The following is a 19403-nucleotide window of genomic DNA, read 5'->3' as shown; positions in this document are numbered from 1 at the left end:
AATAAAATTGGAGGTATTAATATGAACTTTGATGTATCAAAAAAAGGCTTAAAGATTTCATCATCAGTTACATTGGAGATCACTGCTAAAGCTAAAACAATGAAAGCCAATGGAATAGATATAATAAGTTTTGGAGCTGGAGAACCTGACTTCAATACACCTGAAAACATTAGGAAAGAGGGTATTAGAGCTATAGAAGAAGGACTAACTAAATATACTCCAGCTTCAGGAATAGTTCAATTAAAAGAAGCAATATGTAATAAATTTAAAAATGATAATAATTTAGATTATTTAACTGAAAATATCATTATTTCTAACGGGGCAAAACATTCAATATATAATGCTTTACTGGCTATTATTAATCCAGGTGATGAAGTAATAATAGGTATACCTTATTGGGTTAGTTATCCCGAATTAATTAAAATTTCAGATGGTAAGCCAATATTCGTACAAACTAAAGAAGAAAATGATTTTAAATTTACTGTTACAGATTTAAACAAAGTTTTAACTAATAAAACTAAAGCAATTATATTAAATAGTCCAAATAATCCTACAGGATCCATATATACTAAAGAAGAGTTGAAACAAATTGCTGATTGGGCTATAAAAAACAATATTTTTGTCATTTCAGATGAAATATATGAGAAATTAGTATATGATGGAGAGCATATAAGTATTGCATCTTTAAATGAAAATATTAAAAATTTAACAATAGTAATCAATGGAATGTCTAAAGCATATTCAATGACTGGATGGAGAATTGGATATTTAGCAGCTCATAAGAATATAGCTAAAATAATAAGTAATATTCAAAGCCATACTACTTCTAATCCATGTTCTATATCACAATACGCTAGCGTAGTAGGAATTACAGGAGATCAAAATAATACTGTTGAGATGAAAAAACAATTTGAAGCTAGAAGAAACTACATGGTAGAAACAATAAATTCAATAAAAGGATTAAGTTGTAAAAAACCAAAAGGTGCTTTTTACATTATGGTTAATATTACTGAATTAAAAGGTAATACAATAAATGGAATTAGGATTAATGACTCTTTAGATTTTGCTAAAGTTCTTCTTGATGAAGCCAAAGTTGCTGTAATCCCTGGAATAGGATTTGGTAACGATAATTATATTAGGCTATCTTATGCTACATCTATGGAAAATATAAAAAATGGTCTACATAGAATCAAGAATATATTAGAAAAATAATAATTAAGAATATAGATATACAAGCATACCAACAAAGGTTTACATAAGATAATTATGTAAACCTTTGTTGGTTTAAAAATTTATATTGGTGGTGATATAAGTGAAAAAAAGATATATAAAAAATATGAAATCTTTGTCTAAAGACGATATGGCAAAGTTAAATAATAGTAAAATATGTGTTGTAGGTTGTGGAGGTCTAGGTGGATATATAGTTGAAATGTTAGCTAGGATAGGTACTGGTTATATAACTGCAATAGATGGGGATGATTTCGATGAAACTAATCTCAACAGACAGTTAGTCAGCAATACTGAAAACTTAGGATTAAACAAAGCGGAAGAGACAAAGAAAAGAATTCAACTAGTAAATCCAAATATAACGATAACTCCAATAAAAAAAATGATAGATATTAAAAATGCTACAGATTTATTAAAAAATCATGATATAGTTGTAGATGCATTAGACAATATTTCATCAAGAAAAATAGTCAAATCAGGTTGCTCTATATTAAATATTCCTATGGTTCATGGAGCTATTGGAGGTTTTTATGGACAAGTGACAACAATTTTTCCAGAGGACAATAGTTTTGATTATCTATATCCTCAAAACAATGGAGTAGAAAAAGGAATAGAACAAGAATTAGGTAATCTATCTTTTATACCTCCATTAATTGCATCAATTCAAGTATCGGAAGTAATTAAAATTATACTTAATCGCGGAGATTTACTTAGAAATAAAGTTTTGTTTATAGATGCATTAAATAATAATTTTGATACAGTAAAATTTTAAAAAATGTTAAGATATTTATCGATTTTCACAGATTTATTTTATTATATAATAACACGCCGCATACAAGTGTGTTGTAACGCATTTGTATGTAATAAGCTTAGTGTGATATAAAAACATTATTAAAAATGCGTCACAACTCAAAATGAAGACTATTTTAAAATTTCGTTTTGTTTATATAGGTCTGATTAAATAAAATTAATAATATCTAGTATTTTAAGAAGGATTTTAAGAACTTTTATCGAAATATATAAGTAGTCACAAAATATGTATTTTGTGACTACTTATATAAAACTAGAAATGAGGGATAAAATGCACAAAATACCATCAGTACTTGAAGACTATCTAAATTACATGGAAACAATCAAAGGTACTTCTTCCAATACAGTTAAAGAGTATTTTTTTGATTTACGTACATTTCTTAGGTTCATTAAATTGCGTTACAAACTTGTAAATAACGATACTCCTTTTGAAGATATTGATATAAGTGATATTAATATTGAATTAATTAAAAAAATTACTATACTTGACTTGCATGCTTATATTTCTTATATGGATAAAAACAGAAATAATGGAAATTCTACAAAATCACGAAAAATAGCTAGCTTAAGATCGTTTTTTAATTACTTGTATGCTAAAGTCAACTTAATAACTAATAATCCTGCAGATAAATTGGAATCCCCTAAAACTGATACTAGACAACCTATATATTTAACTTTAGAGGAATGCGAGAAGCTATTAAGTACTATCTTACAAAATAAAAATGAGGTTATCAGAAAAAGAGATTATGCCATTGTCTTATTATTTTTAAATTGTGGTCTTAGATTATCTGAACTATCAAGCATAAATATAGGCAAGATCAAACATGATACCTTAACAGTAATTGGTAAAGGTAATAAAGAAAGAACGATCTATTTTAATTCAGCATGTATGGAGGCAATCAATGATTATTTAACAGTAAGACCTAAAGACTCTAAAGATAAAGAAGCGTTATTTTTAAGTATTAGGAAACAGAGAATGAGTAACAGAGCCATTCAGCACATGATAGAAAGATACCTAAAAAAAGCTGGACTTGATACTTCTGTATATTCTACCCATAAACTAAGACATACTGCTGCTACCTTGATGTATAAATATGGCAATGTAGATATAAGAGCTTTGCAGGAAATATTAGGTCATACAAATGTATCTACAACTCAAATATATACTCATATTGATGATGAAAGATTACGTGATGCTGTAAAAAGCAATCCTTTAGCAAATATTAAACCTCCATCTCCTGATAAATCTAATTATTAGTGTTTATTAGTGTAAAAAATGTAGTTTACATAAATATATTTATGTAAACTACATTTTTATTTTGGATTATTCTTTAATAGGTATTTTTATTAAATCACCTGGATAAATACTTGTTGTATCTTTCATACTATTAAATTTTCTTATTTCAAATACCATTTTTCTTACATCATACTCATCAGGCATATTATCTATTGCTATATTCCATAAAGTATCCCCTTCTCTCACTAATATTTCTTTGTAGTTTTCTCTATATGTAGAGCTATATACTTCGTTGTCACTGATAAGTAAAAATGCAATAACCGTTATAACAATAAACATCAGAACTAAAAATGATATAAATTTTCTCTTATTTACAATCCTGTATCTTCTATTACTCATATTTTTTCACCTCGCACATAAGTTCAAAACAAATGTTCTGTTAATTATATTGTAATCAAACACTAGTTCCATGTCAATAGTTTTATTAAAAAAAGAACTAATGTTTGATTAATTTTTTCCTCTGTGGTATAATGTAATAAATTAGCATATTTCTAAATATTTTTCTTTGAACTAATAACCAATGACAGTAACTATATTTTAAATTATATGCGAGGTGTTTTTAATGTATGAAGATTTAAATCAAAATCAAATAGAAATCTTACATTTTATCAAAAATCAAATTCAGAAAAAAGGTTATCCTCCTTCTGTAAGGGAAATATGTAAGGGCGTTAATTTAAAATCTACTTCCACAGTCCATAGACATTTAGAAAAATTAGAAAATAAAGGCTATATTAGAAAAGATCCAACTAAACCAAGAGCTATAGAGATTCTGGATAAAGATAGTGATAATTTATTTGCTCCCAAAAAAACAATTGATATTCCTATAATTGGTAAAGTTACAGCTGGCGAACCTATCTTAGCAATAGAGCATATCGAAGAAACCTTCCCTGTTCCTATTGAAATGGCTGAACGTGGTCCCCTCTTTATGTTAGAAATTCAGGGAGAAAGTATGATAGAAGCGGGTATACTAAATGGTGATTATGTTGTGGTTAAGCAACAAAATAATGCTAAAAATGGAGATGTTGTTGTAGCATTATTAGAAGATGAGGCCACTGTAAAAAGATTTTTCAAAGAAGAGCATCATATACGACTTCAACCAGAAAATGAAGCTATGTCCCCTATTATAGTTAATGATGTTAAAATTTTAGGTAAGGTAATTGGTTTGTATAGAAGGTTTTAATCGATAAAAATAAGCTAACTATTAAGTTAGCTTATTTTTATCGATTAAATCATAATTATACAAGTTATTTAAAGACTTCATAACCCCTAGTTTACAATGTTCATAGGTCAATCCCCCCTGATAATAGGCAAAATAAGGTTCTCTTATAGGTGCATCAGCGCTCAATTCTATAGAAGAACCTTCTATGAACCCGCCAGCTGCCATTATTACTTTATCATCATATCCTGGCATATCCCATGGAGTTGGAATTACATATGAGTCTACTGGAGATGCACTTTGAATTCCTCTACAAAACTGGACTACTCTTTCAGGCAACTCAAATTTAATAGCTTGTATAATATCACTTCGGGTATCTTCTAAATCGGGAATGATTTCAAAATTCAATTCTTTATATACTATACCCATTAATAAAGCACCTTTAAGAGCTTCTGCTACAACATGCGGTGCTAAGAATAACCCTTGTAATACAGTTCTAGTTGTTCCGAATGTTAATCCACAGTCTTTACCTAATCCCGGCGCAGTACTTCTATTTGCAACTTGCTCAATTAAATTTTTCTTACCTACAATATAACCACCTGATAACGCTAATCCTCCGCCTGGATTTTTTATAAGAGAACCAGCCATTATATCTGCACCTACGTCAGTTGGTTCAATTTTTTCTATAAATTCTCCATAACAATTATCAATCATTATAATAATATTTTTATTATTTTCCTTAATTTTTTCTATAACAATTTTCATTTCATCTATAGTTATAGCCTTTCTATCACTATACCCTGTAGATCTTTGAATAAGCAATAATTTAGTAGTATTTGATATATCATTAATTACTCTATTAATATCAATTTTATTATTTTTTAAAGGTATTTCTCTATATTTAATACCGTAGTCCAATAATGTTCCTTTGTTATCTCCTTGTACGCCAATTACTTTTTGTAATGTATCATAAGGACTCCCTGTTATAGATACAAATTCATCATTTGGCCTTAAAAGACCTGATAATGTCAAATTAATAGCATGGGTCCCAGAAGCTATCATAGGTCTAACTAAAGCATCTTCAGTATTAAAAACAGAAGAAAAAATATTTTCAACTTTATCTCTTCCTATATCACCATATCCATAGCCTGTTGTCCAATTGAAGTCAGTAGAATTTAATTTAGATTCTTGCATACCTTTTAAAACTTTATACTGATTATATTCTTTTATTTGGTCAATATGTTGAAATTTATCCAATATTAATTTCTCTTTTTGGTTTACATATTTTATTATCTGTTCATTCAAACAATACTGTTTACATAATATATTTATTGTATCCCTGTCCATTGATTATATCAACCTTTCAAATTAAAATTAAAGTCAAAAGTCTCTGAAATTCTCAGAGACTTTTGACATACTACTTATTCTTTACCAAAGTCCTTGTTCACTAAATAAATTGGTTTATTTGGTATAATCGTAGATACAGCATGTTTATATATAAGTTGCTGTTTTCCCTCGCTTTCTATAATAATGATATAATTATCAAAACCTTTTACTAGTCCTTTAATCTGGTAGCCATTCACTAAATAAACCGTTACTTCCTTATTTTCTTTTCTTGCTTTATTAAGAAAAACATCTTGTAAATTTACTGTTGGTTTCATAAAATCCCCTCCTCAAATATTTAATTTAAACATATCTTTACAATAATCAGTTATATGATCTACTATTTCCCCAGTATAACTAAATTTACTAGTATCAATCCACTTTATTCTGTCATCTCTTCTAAACCATGTTAATTGTCTTTTTGCATATCTTCTTGTATTCCTTTTTAATAACCTAATGGCTTCAGCCAACTCCACTTCGCCTTCTAAATAAGAAATAATTTCCTTGTATCCAATAGCTTTCATCGATTTTAAATCTTTATGATATCCCATATCCATTAATTTTTGTACCTCTTTAATCAAGCCTCCTTCAATCATGCTATCAACTCTCTTGTTTATTCTTGAGTATAATATAGATCTATCAGTAGTAAGTCCAAACATTACTAAATTATATTTATCTGTTTCTTTTCGGAAGTTTTTATTAAATGATGACATGGGTTTTCCTGTTTCATGGTAAATTTCTAAAGCTCTGATTATTCTCTTTTTGTCATTAATGTTTATTTTTTTACAAGAAATAGGATCAATTTTATATAATTTATCATATAAATATTGATTTCCATGTATATTAGCAATTCTATTATATTTTTTTCTAAAGTTTTCATTTGATTCGACTTTTGTGAATTTTAATTCATACACTAATGAATTTATATATAATCCCGTACCACCTACTACAATTGGTATATGCCCAGACTTATCAATTTTATTAATATATTCTTCAGCATAGTGTTTATAGTCTGCAACAGAAAAATCTTCATCTGGATAAACTATATCTATTAAATAATGAGGAACATCATCCATTTCTGATAGGCTTACTTTAGCTGTCCCTATATCCATAAATTTATATATCTGCATGGAATCAGCAGAAACTATTTCTCCATTTATTTTTTTGGCAACATCTATTGATATGGATGTTTTACCTGTAGCAGTAGGTCCAACAATAACTAGCAAATTTTTCTTGTTTCCCAATATTATCATCCTCTTACATAATTCTTTTAAACTCTTTCTCCAATTCTTTTCTTGATATTTCAATGACCGTCGGTCTCCCATGAGGACAAGTGTATGGATTCTTAGTCATTTTTAGTTGTTTTATAAGACTCTCTATTTCTATATTCGTTATTTTATCTCCACTTTTTATCGCTTTGGTACATGCAATTTTCATAATTTTTCCTAATCTTACTTCATAAGTATTTTTAATATTTGATTTTAGAGCATCGACTAAATCTAAAAATAAATGTTTAACTTCGGGTTTTCCAAATAACATAGGTACACCCCTTACAATAACACTATTATATCCAAACTCCTCCACTATAAATCCTAAATCTCTTAATAAATCTATATTTTCTTTTATTGATTCAACCTCTGAATTGCTTAATTCTAATACTTCTGGAGTCAACAATTTTTGGATTGCTATATTCTCAGATTCATATTTATTCTTATATTCTTCATATATTATCCTTTCATGTGCTGCATGCTGATCTATTATGAGCAGTTTATTAGATATTAAATCTTCCAGCAGAATATATGTGGAAAAAATTACTCCTATAATTCTTATGTTTTCTAAAAAATTAGTTGATTGTGTGTTATCGTGTACTCCATTCTCAGACTTTGTATTATCTGATAAAAGATAATCTTTATTACTAAGCTTATCTGTATTCTTATTTTTATTTTCTTTTATTCTATTATGGTAATCAATAGGAGAAACATAAATTTCTGATTTATCTTTATCATTTGACAAATTATTTTCAAACAAAAGAGGTATGCTCTCATATTCATCTTTTTTACTTTTTTGTTTATGTTTAAATGAAATCTTTTGTATATACAGATGTTTATTCAATGTTTGTTCGACTGCATTTCCTAATGTATCATGAATGTCTTCTTGATTTATAAATTTTATTTGTTGCTTAGTAGGATGAATATTTACATCAATAAATGATGGATCTATATCTATAAAAATAATATATATTGGAAATTTATTTATAGGAATTAACGATTTATATTTATCTTCAATTATCTTGGATATAAGGTTGTTTTTAACATATCTGTTATTGACATATAAATACTGATGATTTCTATTACCTCTATAAAGAGTATTATTTGATATATATCCATGTATATTAAAAACATCAGTTTTGTAATTAATTTCGATTAAATTATCACTAAATTCCTTACCTAATAGAGTATAAATGTTTGAAATTAAATTATTACTTTTTAAAGTGTTAAATATAATTTCGTTATCTTTAATATATTTAAATGAAACATCATTATTCCCTAGAGCCAATATATATATAATGTCACTTATATAGCTAGATTCTACCTTATCACTTTTTAAAAAATTTTTTCTTACTGGAATATTATAAAATAAATCTTTAATAATCATAGTTGTACCTTTAGGACATCCAACAGGTCTTTGATCAACTATCTTTCCTTCTTCTACGAAAACTTGAGTCCCTGATAGGTCATTTTCAGTTTTAGTAAGAACCTCTACCTTAGAAACTGTAGAAATACTAGCTAAAGCTTCTCCTCTAAAACCAAATGACATAACTCTATTTAAATCATCTGCATTAGATAATTTACTGGTAGAATGACGTTTAAATGCAATTCTTAAATCATCTTCTAGAAATCCATCACCATCATCTGTTACTCTAATATAATTTTTACCACCATTAGTTATTTCAACAGTAATATTAGATGAATTTGCATCTAAAGAGTTTTCTACAAGTTCTTTTATGATTGAAGCAGGTTTTTCAATAATCTCACCTGCAGCAATCTTTTGTACAGTCAATTCATCTAATATTTTAATTTTACTCATTTTGAGTTCTCTCCTTTAACTTACTAGCTTCTTCTGTTAATTCATATAATATATTTATGGCTTCAATAGGAGTTATTTTTTGTATATTTAATTTATTAATTTTATCTAGAAAATAATTCTTTTTATAATCTATAAAATCAAATTGATGATTAGATTGTGATTTTTTATTACTATTTGTTAACTTTCGATTCTGTTCAATTTGGAACAATATCTCATTAGCTCTATTAGTAATTTTTTCATCTATTCCAGCTAATTTAGCTACTTCTATTCCATAACTCTTGTTAGTACTTCCTTCAATAATTTTTCTTAAAAATATTACTTCATCACCTTTTTCCTCAACTAGAATAGTAAGATTTTTTATTCCTTCTAATTTATCTTCCAATTCGGTTAATTCATGATAATGTGTTGCAAATAAAGTCTTTGCTTTTATATTTGTAGCTATATGTTCAATAATAGCCCATGCTATACTCAGCCCGTCATATGTGCTCGTACCTCTGCCTACTTCATCCAAAATAATTAGGCTATTTTTACTTGCATTTTTCATTATGTTTGCAACTTCATGCATCTCTACCATAAAAGTACTCTCGCCTTGAGATAAATTATCACTTGCTCCTATTCTAGTAAAAATTCTATCAACAATACCTATATTTGCTTCTTTCGCTGGGACAAAAGAGCCTATTTGCGCCATTAAAGTAATAATTGCAACTTGTCTCATATAGGTAGATTTTCCTGCCATATTTGGCCCAGTAATTATCTGTAATAGACTATCTTTATTATCTAATAAAGTGTCATTAGGAACAAATACGCTATCTGATAGAGTTTCTTCAATTACAGGATGTCTTCCTTCGATAATCTCAATTATACCTCTATTATTAAGTTTAGGTTTTACATAATTATTTTTATAGGCAACTTGAGCAAGTGAATTCAAAACATCAATTTTAGCAATTTGCTTACTTAATCTTTGTATTCTATTGGTCTGAGCTTTTACTTTTAATCTAACATCTTGAAAGATATTATACTCCATTTCTATCATTTTTTCTTCTGCCCCTAATATCTGCAATTCAATTTCTTTTAGTTCATTTGTATAATATCTTTCTGAATTTGTTAAAGTTTGTTTTCTAATAAAATAATTTGGTACTAGGTCAAAATTCGATTTAGTGACTTCAAAATAATATCCTGATTTTTTATTAAATCCGATTTTAAGATTTTTAATACCTGTTTTTTGTATTTCTTTTGATTCTAAATTAGCTAACCATTGTTTACCTTCTATATTAGCTTTCTTTAAATCATCCAGTTCTTCATTGTATCCTTCTTTTATTAAATTACCTTCTTTAACTGATATAGGAGGATTATCAACAATAGAGTTTTCTATTAGTTCACAAATATCACTTAAGGAATCTATCTTCATTCCAAGTTCAATGAATATTTCATTTTTAGATTGAATTAACAATTCTTTTAATTCAGGTAGTCTATCAAGGGATATTTTTAAAGAATATAAATCTCTTGCATTGCAATTGCCATATGATATCTTACTAATTAACCTTTCAAGATCATAGATTTTTCTTAAACAATCTTTAACTTTATCCATTGTTATAATATCATTCACAAATAACTCCACTATTTGTTGTCTCTTTACAATTTCCTTAATATTTAATAATGGCTGTTCTAGCCATTTTTTTAAAAGCCTACCGCCCATAGCTGTCGAAGTTTTATCTAAAATCCAAATTAATGAACCCTTTTTTTCTCTATTCATAATTGTTTCGTGTATTTCTAAATTTGTTCTCGTATTAATATCTATTATCATGTATTCAGCGGAATTATAAAATTCAAGATTGCTTATGTGTTTTAAAGAATCCTTTTGAGTATCATATAGATAATCTAGCAATTTACCAGTAGATAAGATAGAATACATTCTTCCTGTTAATCCTAAATTCTTAGTACTATTTACATTGAAATGATTGGTGATTTTTATAGTCCAATCTATATTAGAAGTTAAATCACTATCATAGATAGTTATATAGGGGTTTATTCTATTTTCTATAATATTCATCACTTTTTTGTTCTCTGCAAATTTTTCATTACATATTATTTCTGTAGGAAATATTTTTCCTAATTCATCTAATACATAATCATATAAATCATTTGTAGTTCCTAGATTTTCAGTGGTATACATTTCTCCGGTGGAACTATCAACATAGGATAATCCTACACCTAAATTATCAAAATAAATAGAGACTAGAAAGTTGTTTGATTTTTCATCTAATACATTCATATCAGTTATAGTTCCTGGAGTTACTACCTTTATTACATCTCTTTTGACTATTCCTTTTGCTATGGATGGATCTTCTAATTGTTCACATATAGCTACTTTATACCCCTTTTCAACCAATTTAGAAACATATACTTCAGAGACATGATAAGGAACTCCACACATTGGAGCTTTTTCATTCCCACCAGCATCTCTTTGTGTTAAAGCTATTTCTAGTTCCTTAGATGCTATAATTGCATCATCAAAAAACATCTCATAAAAATCACCTAATCTAAAAAATAGTATAGAATCCTTATATTTTTCTTTTATTTCTTTATATTGTTTCATCATTGGCGTTAAATTACTCAAAATTAAAACCTCCGAATTTAAATTATATACCCTTCTAATGTAAATGATTTAGCTGTTTTTATTTTTACATTAACCATTTTTCCTATTAAGTTTTCATCTCCTTTAAAGTGGATAAGTTTACCTGTTCTAGTCCTTCCGGTTAATACATCTTCATTATTTTTACTTACTTCTTCCACTAATACTTCTACAGTTTTATTCAGATACTTTAGATTTTCCTCATAAAATATTGGATATAAGGTATCTAATAGTCTTTGGAACCTTTCATGCTTAACTGTATCAGGAACTTGATTTTCCATTTTTGCAGCAATAGTTCCTTTTCTTGTAGAATATAGGAAAGTAAAAGCTGAATCATATTTAATCTGTTTTACAAAATCTAAAGTTTCATTAAAATCTTCCTCTGTTTCTCCTGGAAATCCTACAATAATATCAGTAGATATTGATATATTTGGTATAGCTTTCTTTATTTTATTTATTAATTGTAAATAATCTTCCCTAGTGTATTTTCTGTTCATAGATTTGAGAATTCTATTGCTTCCAGATTGAACTGGTAAATGTAACTGTTCACATACTTTATCTAACTCAGCCATAACTTCAATTAGTTCATCAGATAGATCCTTAGGATGAGATGTCATGAATCTTATCCTCTCAATACCCTTAATTTTATTAATATCCTTTAATAATTGAGCAAATGTATAGCTATAATTTAATGTTTTACCATAAGAATTTACATTTTGACCCAATAGAGTTATTTCCTTATATCCAGCCTGTGCTAACTTTTTTATTTCATCGATGATATCTTTAGGGTCTCTACTTTTTTCTCTACCTCTAGTATAGGGAACAATACAATATGTGCAGAAATTATTGCATCCATACATTATATCAACAAAAGCCTTAAAAGAATATTTTCTATTGGATTCAATATTCTCTACTATTTCTTGATTTTCCTCTTCAATATCTACTACTGTTTTTCCAGTTTGTTTATACCTATTAATAAGCTGTGGTAGTTTATGAATATTATTAGTACCAAATATAATATCTACATGTTTATATTTTGATAATATTACATTTCGCGCTTTTTCTGTTTGCATCATACAACCACAAACTGCAATTATTAATTTCGGATTTTTTCTTTTTAAATTTTTTAATGCTCCTAATTGTCCATACACTTTTAGCTCAGCATTTTCTCTAACAAGGCAAGTATTATATATAATCAAATCGCTTTTTTCTTTATTATCTGCTTTTATATATTTCATATTTTCTAATAACCAGGATATCTTTTCTGAGTCATGTTCATTCATCTGACATCCATAAGTTTGTATAAAATAAGTTTTTTTCTTCATTTACATTCATTCACCTCATATAATAGTATAAAAATATAATAACATATTGAATAAGAAAAGACTAGGGGGGTGCCCCTAGTCTTTTCTTATTCAATATTCTATTGATAACAGTAATAGATTACCAATATTATAAAATATTATAAAAATTTTTTAGAACCTTTATTTAATGTTCCTGTATAAGTACTTTTTCATAAAGATCACATTCCTCGACATTACATTGTCCACAAATATTATTAATGCAAGTAATCGCACCACATCTTTTATTATTATGTTTCTCATTGAATTTAATTGGCTTATTATTTTGTTTCATAGGTATCGTCTCCTTACGTTTTATTCAAATTAATAATAACATAAATTCGAATAAATTGCAAGGTAATTTCAGAAAATTAAATGTTCACTTTTTGATTGTTGCATAATGTGCGTAATAATACTATATTTTTATTCATATTACTTCTTGAATTGCAGGTTTTGATTCATATAATTCACGCGTTATTTAAATAAAAACTACTCACTTATTAAACAATTTATGAAAGAAACTTTTATTCTCTTCTAATTTCTTAATTTTTTCTTTTAATGTTGCAACTTCATAAGATTTTTCCTTCACTTTCATCTTCAATTTTGCATTTTCACAGATTAGTACATCTCTCTCTTTGCTACTTAATTCACTTCTTAATGCTGTTATTTCATCTTTTAGCTCTTTTACTACTTGCGCATTATAATCTTTATTACTTTCAAGTATTTCCTCAAGTTGATGGAAGAATTTTTCCTGTAAATTCTGACTGATTTCATTAGCCAATTCAATAGTATCCATACCTTCTGAATTACTAATATTTGTTAAAGCAGTTTCTTCGTTACAAGTTACTAATACCTCTGGTGATTTTAAGATTAATTTTATTTGTTTATTACTAAAACCTTTATCTTGAAGAGATTTTATATACGTAAATAATTCAATTTCAGAGTAAGTATAATACCTATGATTAGATTGATTCCTTGGTATATCTAATTCAAATTCTTTTTCATAATATCTAAGCACATGAGGAAGGTATCCTGTTATTTCAGCTACTTCAGATATAGTATATTGTTTATCAACTTCTACCATTATATTGCCCCCTTAAAAACAGTATTATATAAGTATTCTTTAATATTTTTCAAATTCCTTTACAAAAATTAATATTTTATTTGATAGATACTGATATATTCTCCCTGAATTCTTCTTTTATTTCTTTTTTTTTTACAAAATTAAAAGAACTGAAATATTTCAGTTCTTTTAATTTTGTAATCAATATCTTAAATTAAACCTTCATTCAGATATATTATTTAATTTTCTATAAAAAAAAGTCTTAATGGATTTAAAATTATATTTTTCGGGCCTAAGTATTTGTTCTGTACTACCTACAAAAAAAACACCATTTTTTCTTAAACTATTGTAAAATTTCTCATATAATAAACTTTTAGCTTCGTCTGTAAAATATATCATAACATTTCTACATATTAACAAATCTATATTTTTAGGAAAAGGATCTTTTAATAAGTCTAATTTTTTAAATTTTACATGTTTCTTTATTTTATCTCTTATTCTGTAAGAGTTTTCGACTTTGTCAAAATATTTAAGTTTAAATTCTTTTGACAGATTCACTAGTGCTTTTTCATTATAAAGTCCAACCATAGCTTTTTCTAAAGCTTCATCATCTATATCCGTTGCTAATATTTCTATTTCATCTAGATCATAAAATTTAGTTAAAAGCATTATCAATGAATACGGTTCCTCTCCTGTTGAACAAGCAGAGCTCCATACATTTAAGGTATTTTTTGAACTTTTAATCAAATCAGGCAATATTTCTTTTTCTAAAACTCTCCATTGAGACATATTTCTATAAAATTCAGAAACATTGATTGTAAGATGGTTTATAAATTGATCTAACAAAGTTTTATCTGATTTCAATTTAAGATAATATTGATCAAAACTATCAATCCCATTTCTTTTCATCAAAGAAGTAATTCTTCTTATCATTTGTTTTTCTTTATAATAATTTAAATCAATATTGGTTAGTTTATTAATATTTTTTTTAAAAATTTCATAATTATTCATGGCAATCCCCTTATAATTCTTGTATATTAGCAATTAAAAAAAGAATCATAAATTGCTATAAAAAATTTCTGTGGCATACAACCACAGAAATAATAATGTAAAGGGGGTCTTGATGTAGTTTGAGAGGTCACACCCATTATTTTTAACAATAATGAATTTATTATACATCGAAACCCTTTACATTTTTATTATTTTTCACTTATGATATCTTCAATTTTAACATCTATATCTTCATTTTCAATTTTTTCAGTTAGTTTTTCATCATTTTGTTCTTCCAAAGCTTTTATGCTTAAACTAATTCTCTGTTCTTCTTCATTTATATCAATTATTTTAACAGTAACTGTATTACCAACTTTTAATTTGTCAGATGGTTTTTGTACATGTTCTTTAGAAATTTGTGAAATATGAATTAATCCATCAACACCTTCTGCTAATCTCACAAATGCTCCAAAATCTAAAACGTTAACAACTTTTCCTGATACTACATCTCCAACGTTTCTATTTTTAATAAATACATCCCATGGTTTAGGTAATATTTGTTTCAATCCTAAAGATATTCTATTTTTCTCTTTATTAAAATCTAGTACTTGAACAGTAATCTTATCACCAATATTTACAACATCTGAAGGATGATTTATCCTAGCCCATGATAAATCAGAAATATGCACAAGACCATCTAGTCCACCAATGTCAACAAATGCTCCAAAATCTGTTAGCCTTTCTACTTTTCCTTCTATTATCTTATTAACTTCAAGACTATCCCATAGATCTTTTCTCTTTTTTTGTAAGTTTTCTTTTTCTACTACCTTACTTGATAGTATCACTCTTTTTCTTTTACTATCCAAATCAATAATTTTAGCTATTAACTTCTTGTTTTTATATACACTCAAATCATCAATATAATCTAAAGAAATATGTGATGCTGGCATAAAACCTTTTATACCATTAACTATTACAGTTAGTCCACCTTTTACATTGGTTAGTACTTTACATTCGACTTTTTCACCATTTTTATAACTATTCTCTAATTCATTCCAGCCTTTAATAATTTCTAATCTTTTTAAAGAAAGCACTACATTCCCTTCGCCATCATCCAATCTAACTACATATACATCTAATGTATCTCCTTCTTTGAAAATATCTTTAGGTTTTACATCTGGCTCATCTGTTATCTCTTCCTTAGTTATTATACCATCAGATTTATAATTTATATTTACCATTATTTCGTTGTCAGTTACATAAATAACTTTACCCTTTACAATATCTCCTCTGTTAATTTTGACAAGTGTGTTTTCAATTGCTTCCATTATTTCTTCGTTTTTATCATTAATATTGTTCATTGTATTAACAACCTCCTTAATTATCCAATCAGGTGTGGAAGCACCTGCGGTTACTCCTATTTTATTAAATTTTAATAGGTCTTGTAAAGGTAAATCTTTAGATACTTCAATATGGTATACATTATCACAATATTTTTTGCTAATTTCTACTAATTTATTTGTATTAGAGCTATTATAGCCTCCTATTACAATCATCGCTTCAACATTGCTTGCTAATTCTTTACATGCAGTTTGCCTTTTATTAGTAGCATTACAAATTGTATTAAATATTTTAACTTCATTACCTTTGTTGGATATTATATTTGAAAGTTTTTCAAATTTTTCTAAAGTATTTGTTGTTTGCGAAACCACACAAATTTTGTCATAATTAATAATATTTATTGCATCTTCTTCACTATTAACAACTATAGCTTCATTATTACACCATCCATTTATTCCAATAACCTCGGGATGATTTCTATCACCTACAATAATAACTTGGTATCCTTTTTTATTATATTCTTCAACTTTTTTATGGATAGATTTTACATAAGGACATGTACAATCTATTAGTTCGATATTCGAATCTTCAATTTTCTTTTGTATATTATATGGGATACCATGTGATCTAATAATTATTTTATCACCATCTAAATTATCAATTTTATCGATAACTCTTAACCCTTTTTCACTAAACTTATTTACTACTTGAGGATTATGAGTTAAAGGACCTAATGAACTAACATTTACATCTTTTGATTCTTCTATTGTTTTTTCAGCTATTTCTACAGCTCTTTTAACTCCAAAACAATATCCTGCATTTTTCGCTAAATATATCTTCACGTTTTTTCCTCCTAGGAATTTTTTAATGAATATATAGATTTTAATATATCTTTACTTATTTTTATATAATCTTGTGTCTTTAACTTTTGTCCATAATAATCATTTAGATAAATAGGTTGTCCTATTCTTATTTTTATTTTACTAAACAACCTATAGTTAGACTGAATAGCTACAGGAATAATTGGTGATTTAGCTTTAATACTAATTAAACCTATACCAGGTTTTACAGATTCCAAATCCATTTTTGATTTTCTAGTACCTTCAGGGAAAATACCTAAAACTCTTTCATTTTGTAAAATTTTTAAAGACGTTCTTATAGCTGATAGATCAGATCCTTCTCTATCTACAGGAAAAGCAGTTAATAAACGCAATACATTTGCTAAAAATTTATTTCTAAACAATTCCTTCTTAGCCATAAAAGAAATAGTTCTAGGAATAGCTATAGCTAAAACAATTGGATCTAAAATATTTAAGTGGTTTGAACATAATACCGCTCTTCCATGTTTCGGAATATTATCAAGACCTTTAGTTTCAATTCTATAAAATATCTTAAGTATTAATGATAAAAAGAATTTTATAATTTTATAAAAATACAACTAGTTACCTCCCTTCAATTATACTGATTATTTTATCTACACATTGATCTATCGTCATGTTTGTTGTATCAACTACGTATGCGTCTGCGGTTACTTTTAAGGGGGCAATTTCTCTGGTACTATCAATTTTATCTCTTATCTTGATCTCATCCAAAACTTGTTCATAAGTAATATCTTTGTTATCTTTTTCTAATAATTCCTTATATCTTCTTCGTGCTCGTTCTTCGACTGATGCAGTAATAAAAAATTTATAGTTAGCATTTGGAAGTACTACTGTAGCAATATCTCTACCATCCATAATAACATTATTTGATTCTGATAGTCTTCGTTGCATTTCCACCATTTTTTCCCTTACTTCTTTGATTTTAGCTATACACGAAACATTATTATTAATAATATTCTTTCTAATTTCTGTGTCAACCTTCATCTCATCTAAATATATATGATTTTCTTTAAAACTAATAGAAGTAGATTCCATCAATTTTAAAATCTCTTTTATATCATTTACTTTGATATTAGATTTTAAAATTTTTAATGTTAATGCTCTATACATTGCACCAGTATCAATATATTCTATATTTAATATCTTAGCAATTTTTTTAGCTATTGTACTTTTACCTGCACCTGCAGGACCATCAACTGCTATAACCAACCTATTATTCATATTAACCTCCTAACAAAATAATAACCACCCATTGGTGGCGTTGTTGTTTTTATTTATTTAGATCAGGTCTCAACGTTCTAGCGCCCTTAAGATAAATATGTTTAACATCTTTTTGCTCTATAAAAGAATCTTGATATAAAATCATAATTCTTATGCATTTATTAATACTATCTTTTACATTCATCTCATTCAAGCACATTAAACCACATTGAGTATATCCTAACAACCTAGCAGCCTTAGCAGGGTATTCAGTATTTAAATCTTTAGTTGATGAAAATAAAATACAAATTACGTTTTTCTTTATCAAATTATTTTCTTCTTCTATTGTATTTAGCAACTCTTTTGTAGCTTCAATTATTTCATCTTTATCATTTATTACAACAGTAGTGGCTCCTCTAATTGATACTGTTTTCAATAATATCACTTCCTCTAATAATTATATATTAAAATCAGTAATCAAACAAGTTATTTTAGTTGAACTTTGCCCAAAATTTCTATGCTTTGTAGTGTTGTTGTAATCGTATCAAGTTTTGGACTATCAACATTTTTACTTATTCCCATAACTTTAATTTGCACTTTGTTATTATATTTCGTGCCATCAACTTCTATTATATCATTATGGTATACATAAATATTTATCTCATTATCATTTGTAAAATCACATACATATTCTCCATTGACCAATACATCGACTTCTTTATAATTAGGAGTCATGTTTTTTAATGTAATTACACCTTTATTTATAGATTCTCCATTATAAGAAGATGAGATTTTATACTCATTAAACATAGATGAACTGATTAAATCATCATTGCTATAATTTAAGAACTGAATAATTAACACAACAGAAGAAGAAATAATTAATAGAAGAAATAATACTTTTTCGAACAAATTAAATGCAGATTTCATTTTAACCTCCTAAATCTATTATTTATAATACTCTATGCATATTGTTGACAAATAATGAAGATATTA

Annotated in this window: 19 protein-coding genes; 4 read left to right on the top strand and 15 right to left on the bottom strand. The window is 26.9% G+C overall.

Going from position 1 to position 19403, the window contains the following annotated elements; all coding sequences use genetic code 11:
- The first annotated feature begins 21 nt into the window (after positions 1–21).
- The 3 genes from K8M07_RS00895 to K8M07_RS00885 all read left to right on the top strand — a co-directional run bounded on the left by K8M07_RS00895 (position 22) and on the right by K8M07_RS00885 (position 3295).
- Positions 22–1212 carry a pyridoxal phosphate-dependent aminotransferase gene (locus K8M07_RS00895; RefSeq protein WP_223375909.1) on the top strand — a complete coding sequence of 397 codons (1191 nt, stop codon included), beginning with the start codon at positions 22–24 and terminating at the stop codon, positions 1210–1212.
- A 100-nt stretch (positions 1213–1312) separates the two neighbouring features.
- Entirely contained in the window at positions 1313–1999 is a 687-nt protein-coding gene (locus tag K8M07_RS00890; protein ID WP_223375908.1) for a HesA/MoeB/ThiF family protein, read from the top strand.
- Between the two features lie 309 nt (positions 2000–2308).
- Positions 2309–3295 carry a tyrosine recombinase XerC gene (locus K8M07_RS00885; RefSeq protein ID WP_223375907.1) on the top strand — a complete coding sequence of 329 codons (987 nt, stop codon included), beginning with the start codon at positions 2309–2311 and terminating at the stop codon, positions 3293–3295.
- Between the two features lie 66 nt (positions 3296–3361).
- On the opposite strand, the gene K8M07_RS00880 is transcribed toward K8M07_RS00885, so the two are convergent.
- Positions 3362–3673, bottom strand: a complete 312-nt coding sequence (locus K8M07_RS00880) for a LysM peptidoglycan-binding domain-containing protein (RefSeq protein WP_223375906.1) — start codon at positions 3671–3673, stop codon at positions 3362–3364.
- 223 nt (positions 3674–3896) lie between these two features.
- Between K8M07_RS00880 and lexA the strand changes: the two genes are divergently transcribed.
- The gene (gene lexA, locus K8M07_RS00875; protein WP_223375905.1) at positions 3897–4514 is read left to right on the top strand and encodes a transcriptional repressor LexA; all 618 of its coding nucleotides are present in this window, start codon (positions 3897–3899) and stop codon (positions 4512–4514) included.
- Positions 4515–4535: 21 nt separating this feature from the next.
- Here lexA and K8M07_RS00870 read toward each other — a convergent pair whose 3' ends face one another.
- The 14 genes from K8M07_RS00870 to K8M07_RS00805 form a co-directional block, all read right to left on the bottom strand.
- Entirely contained in the window at positions 4536–5837 is a 1302-nt protein-coding gene (locus K8M07_RS00870; protein WP_223375904.1) for an aminotransferase class I/II-fold pyridoxal phosphate-dependent enzyme, read from the bottom strand.
- A gap of 74 nt (positions 5838–5911) precedes the next feature.
- On the bottom strand, positions 5912–6151 hold the full coding sequence (hfq, locus tag K8M07_RS00865) for an RNA chaperone Hfq (protein WP_223375903.1): 240 nt from the start codon (positions 6149–6151) through the stop codon (positions 5912–5914).
- A gap of 12 nt (positions 6152–6163) precedes the next feature.
- The gene (gene miaA / locus K8M07_RS00860) at positions 6164–7126 is read right to left on the bottom strand and encodes a tRNA (adenosine(37)-N6)-dimethylallyltransferase MiaA (protein WP_411741947.1); all 963 of its coding nucleotides are present in this window, start codon (positions 7124–7126) and stop codon (positions 6164–6166) included.
- Positions 7127–7130: 4 nt separating this feature from the next.
- Positions 7131–8960: a DNA mismatch repair endonuclease MutL gene (gene mutL / locus K8M07_RS00855; RefSeq protein WP_223375901.1), complete on the bottom strand. Its 1830-nt coding sequence runs from the start codon at positions 8958–8960 to the stop codon at positions 7131–7133.
- Entirely contained in the window at positions 8953–11577 is a 2625-nt protein-coding gene (gene mutS, locus K8M07_RS00850; protein WP_411741945.1) for a DNA mismatch repair protein MutS, read from the bottom strand. The genes mutL and mutS overlap by 8 nt, the downstream gene beginning before the upstream one ends.
- 17 nt (positions 11578–11594) lie before the next feature.
- A complete protein-coding gene (miaB, locus tag K8M07_RS00845; RefSeq protein ID WP_223375900.1) occupies positions 11595–12917 on the bottom strand; it encodes a tRNA (N6-isopentenyl adenosine(37)-C2)-methylthiotransferase MiaB in 1323 nt (440 codons plus the stop codon).
- Positions 12918–13080: 163 nt separating this feature from the next.
- Positions 13081–13227 carry a hypothetical protein gene (locus K8M07_RS00840; protein ID WP_223375899.1) on the bottom strand — a complete coding sequence of 49 codons (147 nt, stop codon included), beginning with the start codon at positions 13225–13227 and terminating at the stop codon, positions 13081–13083.
- A gap of 198 nt (positions 13228–13425) precedes the next feature.
- On the bottom strand, positions 13426–14016 hold the full coding sequence (locus tag K8M07_RS00835) for a MerR family transcriptional regulator (RefSeq protein ID WP_223375898.1): 591 nt from the start codon (positions 14014–14016) through the stop codon (positions 13426–13428).
- Between the two features lie 201 nt (positions 14017–14217).
- Positions 14218–15006: a CheR family methyltransferase gene (locus K8M07_RS00830; protein WP_223375897.1), complete on the bottom strand. Its 789-nt coding sequence runs from the start codon at positions 15004–15006 to the stop codon at positions 14218–14220.
- 188 nt (positions 15007–15194) lie between these two features.
- Entirely contained in the window at positions 15195–17168 is a 1974-nt protein-coding gene (locus K8M07_RS00825) for a bifunctional 4-hydroxy-3-methylbut-2-enyl diphosphate reductase/30S ribosomal protein S1 (protein WP_223375896.1), read from the bottom strand.
- An 11-nt stretch (positions 17169–17179) separates the two neighbouring features.
- Complete coding sequence (locus tag K8M07_RS00820) at positions 17180–17764, bottom strand: lysophospholipid acyltransferase family protein (RefSeq protein ID WP_223375895.1); 585 nt, start codon at positions 17762–17764, stop codon at positions 17180–17182.
- Between the two features lie 4 nt (positions 17765–17768).
- A complete protein-coding gene (gene cmk, locus K8M07_RS00815) occupies positions 17769–18428 on the bottom strand; it encodes a (d)CMP kinase (protein ID WP_223375894.1) in 660 nt (219 codons plus the stop codon).
- 49 nt (positions 18429–18477) lie between these two features.
- Positions 18478–18852 carry a chorismate mutase gene (aroH, locus tag K8M07_RS00810; protein ID WP_223375893.1) on the bottom strand — a complete coding sequence of 125 codons (375 nt, stop codon included), beginning with the start codon at positions 18850–18852 and terminating at the stop codon, positions 18478–18480.
- 41 nt (positions 18853–18893) lie between these two features.
- Positions 18894–19337, bottom strand: coding sequence for a hypothetical protein (locus K8M07_RS00805; RefSeq protein WP_223375892.1), 444 nt, complete (start codon positions 19335–19337; stop codon positions 18894–18896).
- Between the last annotated feature and the right edge of the window lie 66 nt (positions 19338–19403).

This window comes from Schnuerera sp. xch1 (genome assembly GCF_019931165.1).
Classification (GTDB): Bacteria; Bacillota; Clostridia; order Tissierellales; family Tepidimicrobiaceae; genus JAIOUP01.
Note: the sequence above shows the minus strand (reverse complement) of the source record. Positions and strands in the feature narration are given on the sequence as shown.

Coding starts and splice junctions, on each gene's coding strand:
- miaB (WP_223375900.1), bottom strand. CDS start 12,917: ATGAAGAAAAAAACTTATTTTATACAAACTTATGGATGTCAGATGAAT.
- K8M07_RS00880 (WP_223375906.1), bottom strand. CDS start 3,673: ATGAGTAATAGAAGATACAGGATTGTAAATAAGAGAAAATTTATATCA.
- cmk (WP_223375894.1), bottom strand. CDS start 18,428: ATGAATAATAGGTTGGTTATAGCAGTTGATGGTCCTGCAGGTGCAGGT.
- K8M07_RS00805 (WP_223375892.1), bottom strand. CDS start 19,337: ATGAAATCTGCATTTAATTTGTTCGAAAAAGTATTATTTCTTCTATTA.
- K8M07_RS00895 (WP_223375909.1), top strand. CDS start 22: ATGAACTTTGATGTATCAAAAAAAGGCTTAAAGATTTCATCATCAGTT.
- K8M07_RS00840 (WP_223375899.1), bottom strand. CDS start 13,227: ATGAAACAAAATAATAAGCCAATTAAATTCAATGAGAAACATAATAAT.
- K8M07_RS00870 (WP_223375904.1), bottom strand. CDS start 5,837: ATGGACAGGGATACAATAAATATATTATGTAAACAGTATTGTTTGAAT.
- hfq (WP_223375903.1), bottom strand. CDS start 6,151: ATGAAACCAACAGTAAATTTACAAGATGTTTTTCTTAATAAAGCAAGA.
- K8M07_RS00835 (WP_223375898.1), bottom strand. CDS start 14,016: ATGGTAGAAGTTGATAAACAATATACTATATCTGAAGTAGCTGAAATA.
- miaA (WP_411741947.1), bottom strand. CDS start 7,126: ATGATAATATTGGGAAACAAGAAAAATTTGCTAGTTATTGTTGGACCT.
- K8M07_RS00830 (WP_223375897.1), bottom strand. CDS start 15,006: ATGAATAATTATGAAATTTTTAAAAAAAATATTAATAAACTAACCAAT.
- mutL (WP_223375901.1), bottom strand. CDS start 8,960: ATGAGTAAAATTAAAATATTAGATGAATTGACTGTACAAAAGATTGCT.
- K8M07_RS00885 (WP_223375907.1), top strand. CDS start 2,309: ATGCACAAAATACCATCAGTACTTGAAGACTATCTAAATTACATGGAA.
- lexA (WP_223375905.1), top strand. CDS start 3,897: ATGTATGAAGATTTAAATCAAAATCAAATAGAAATCTTACATTTTATC.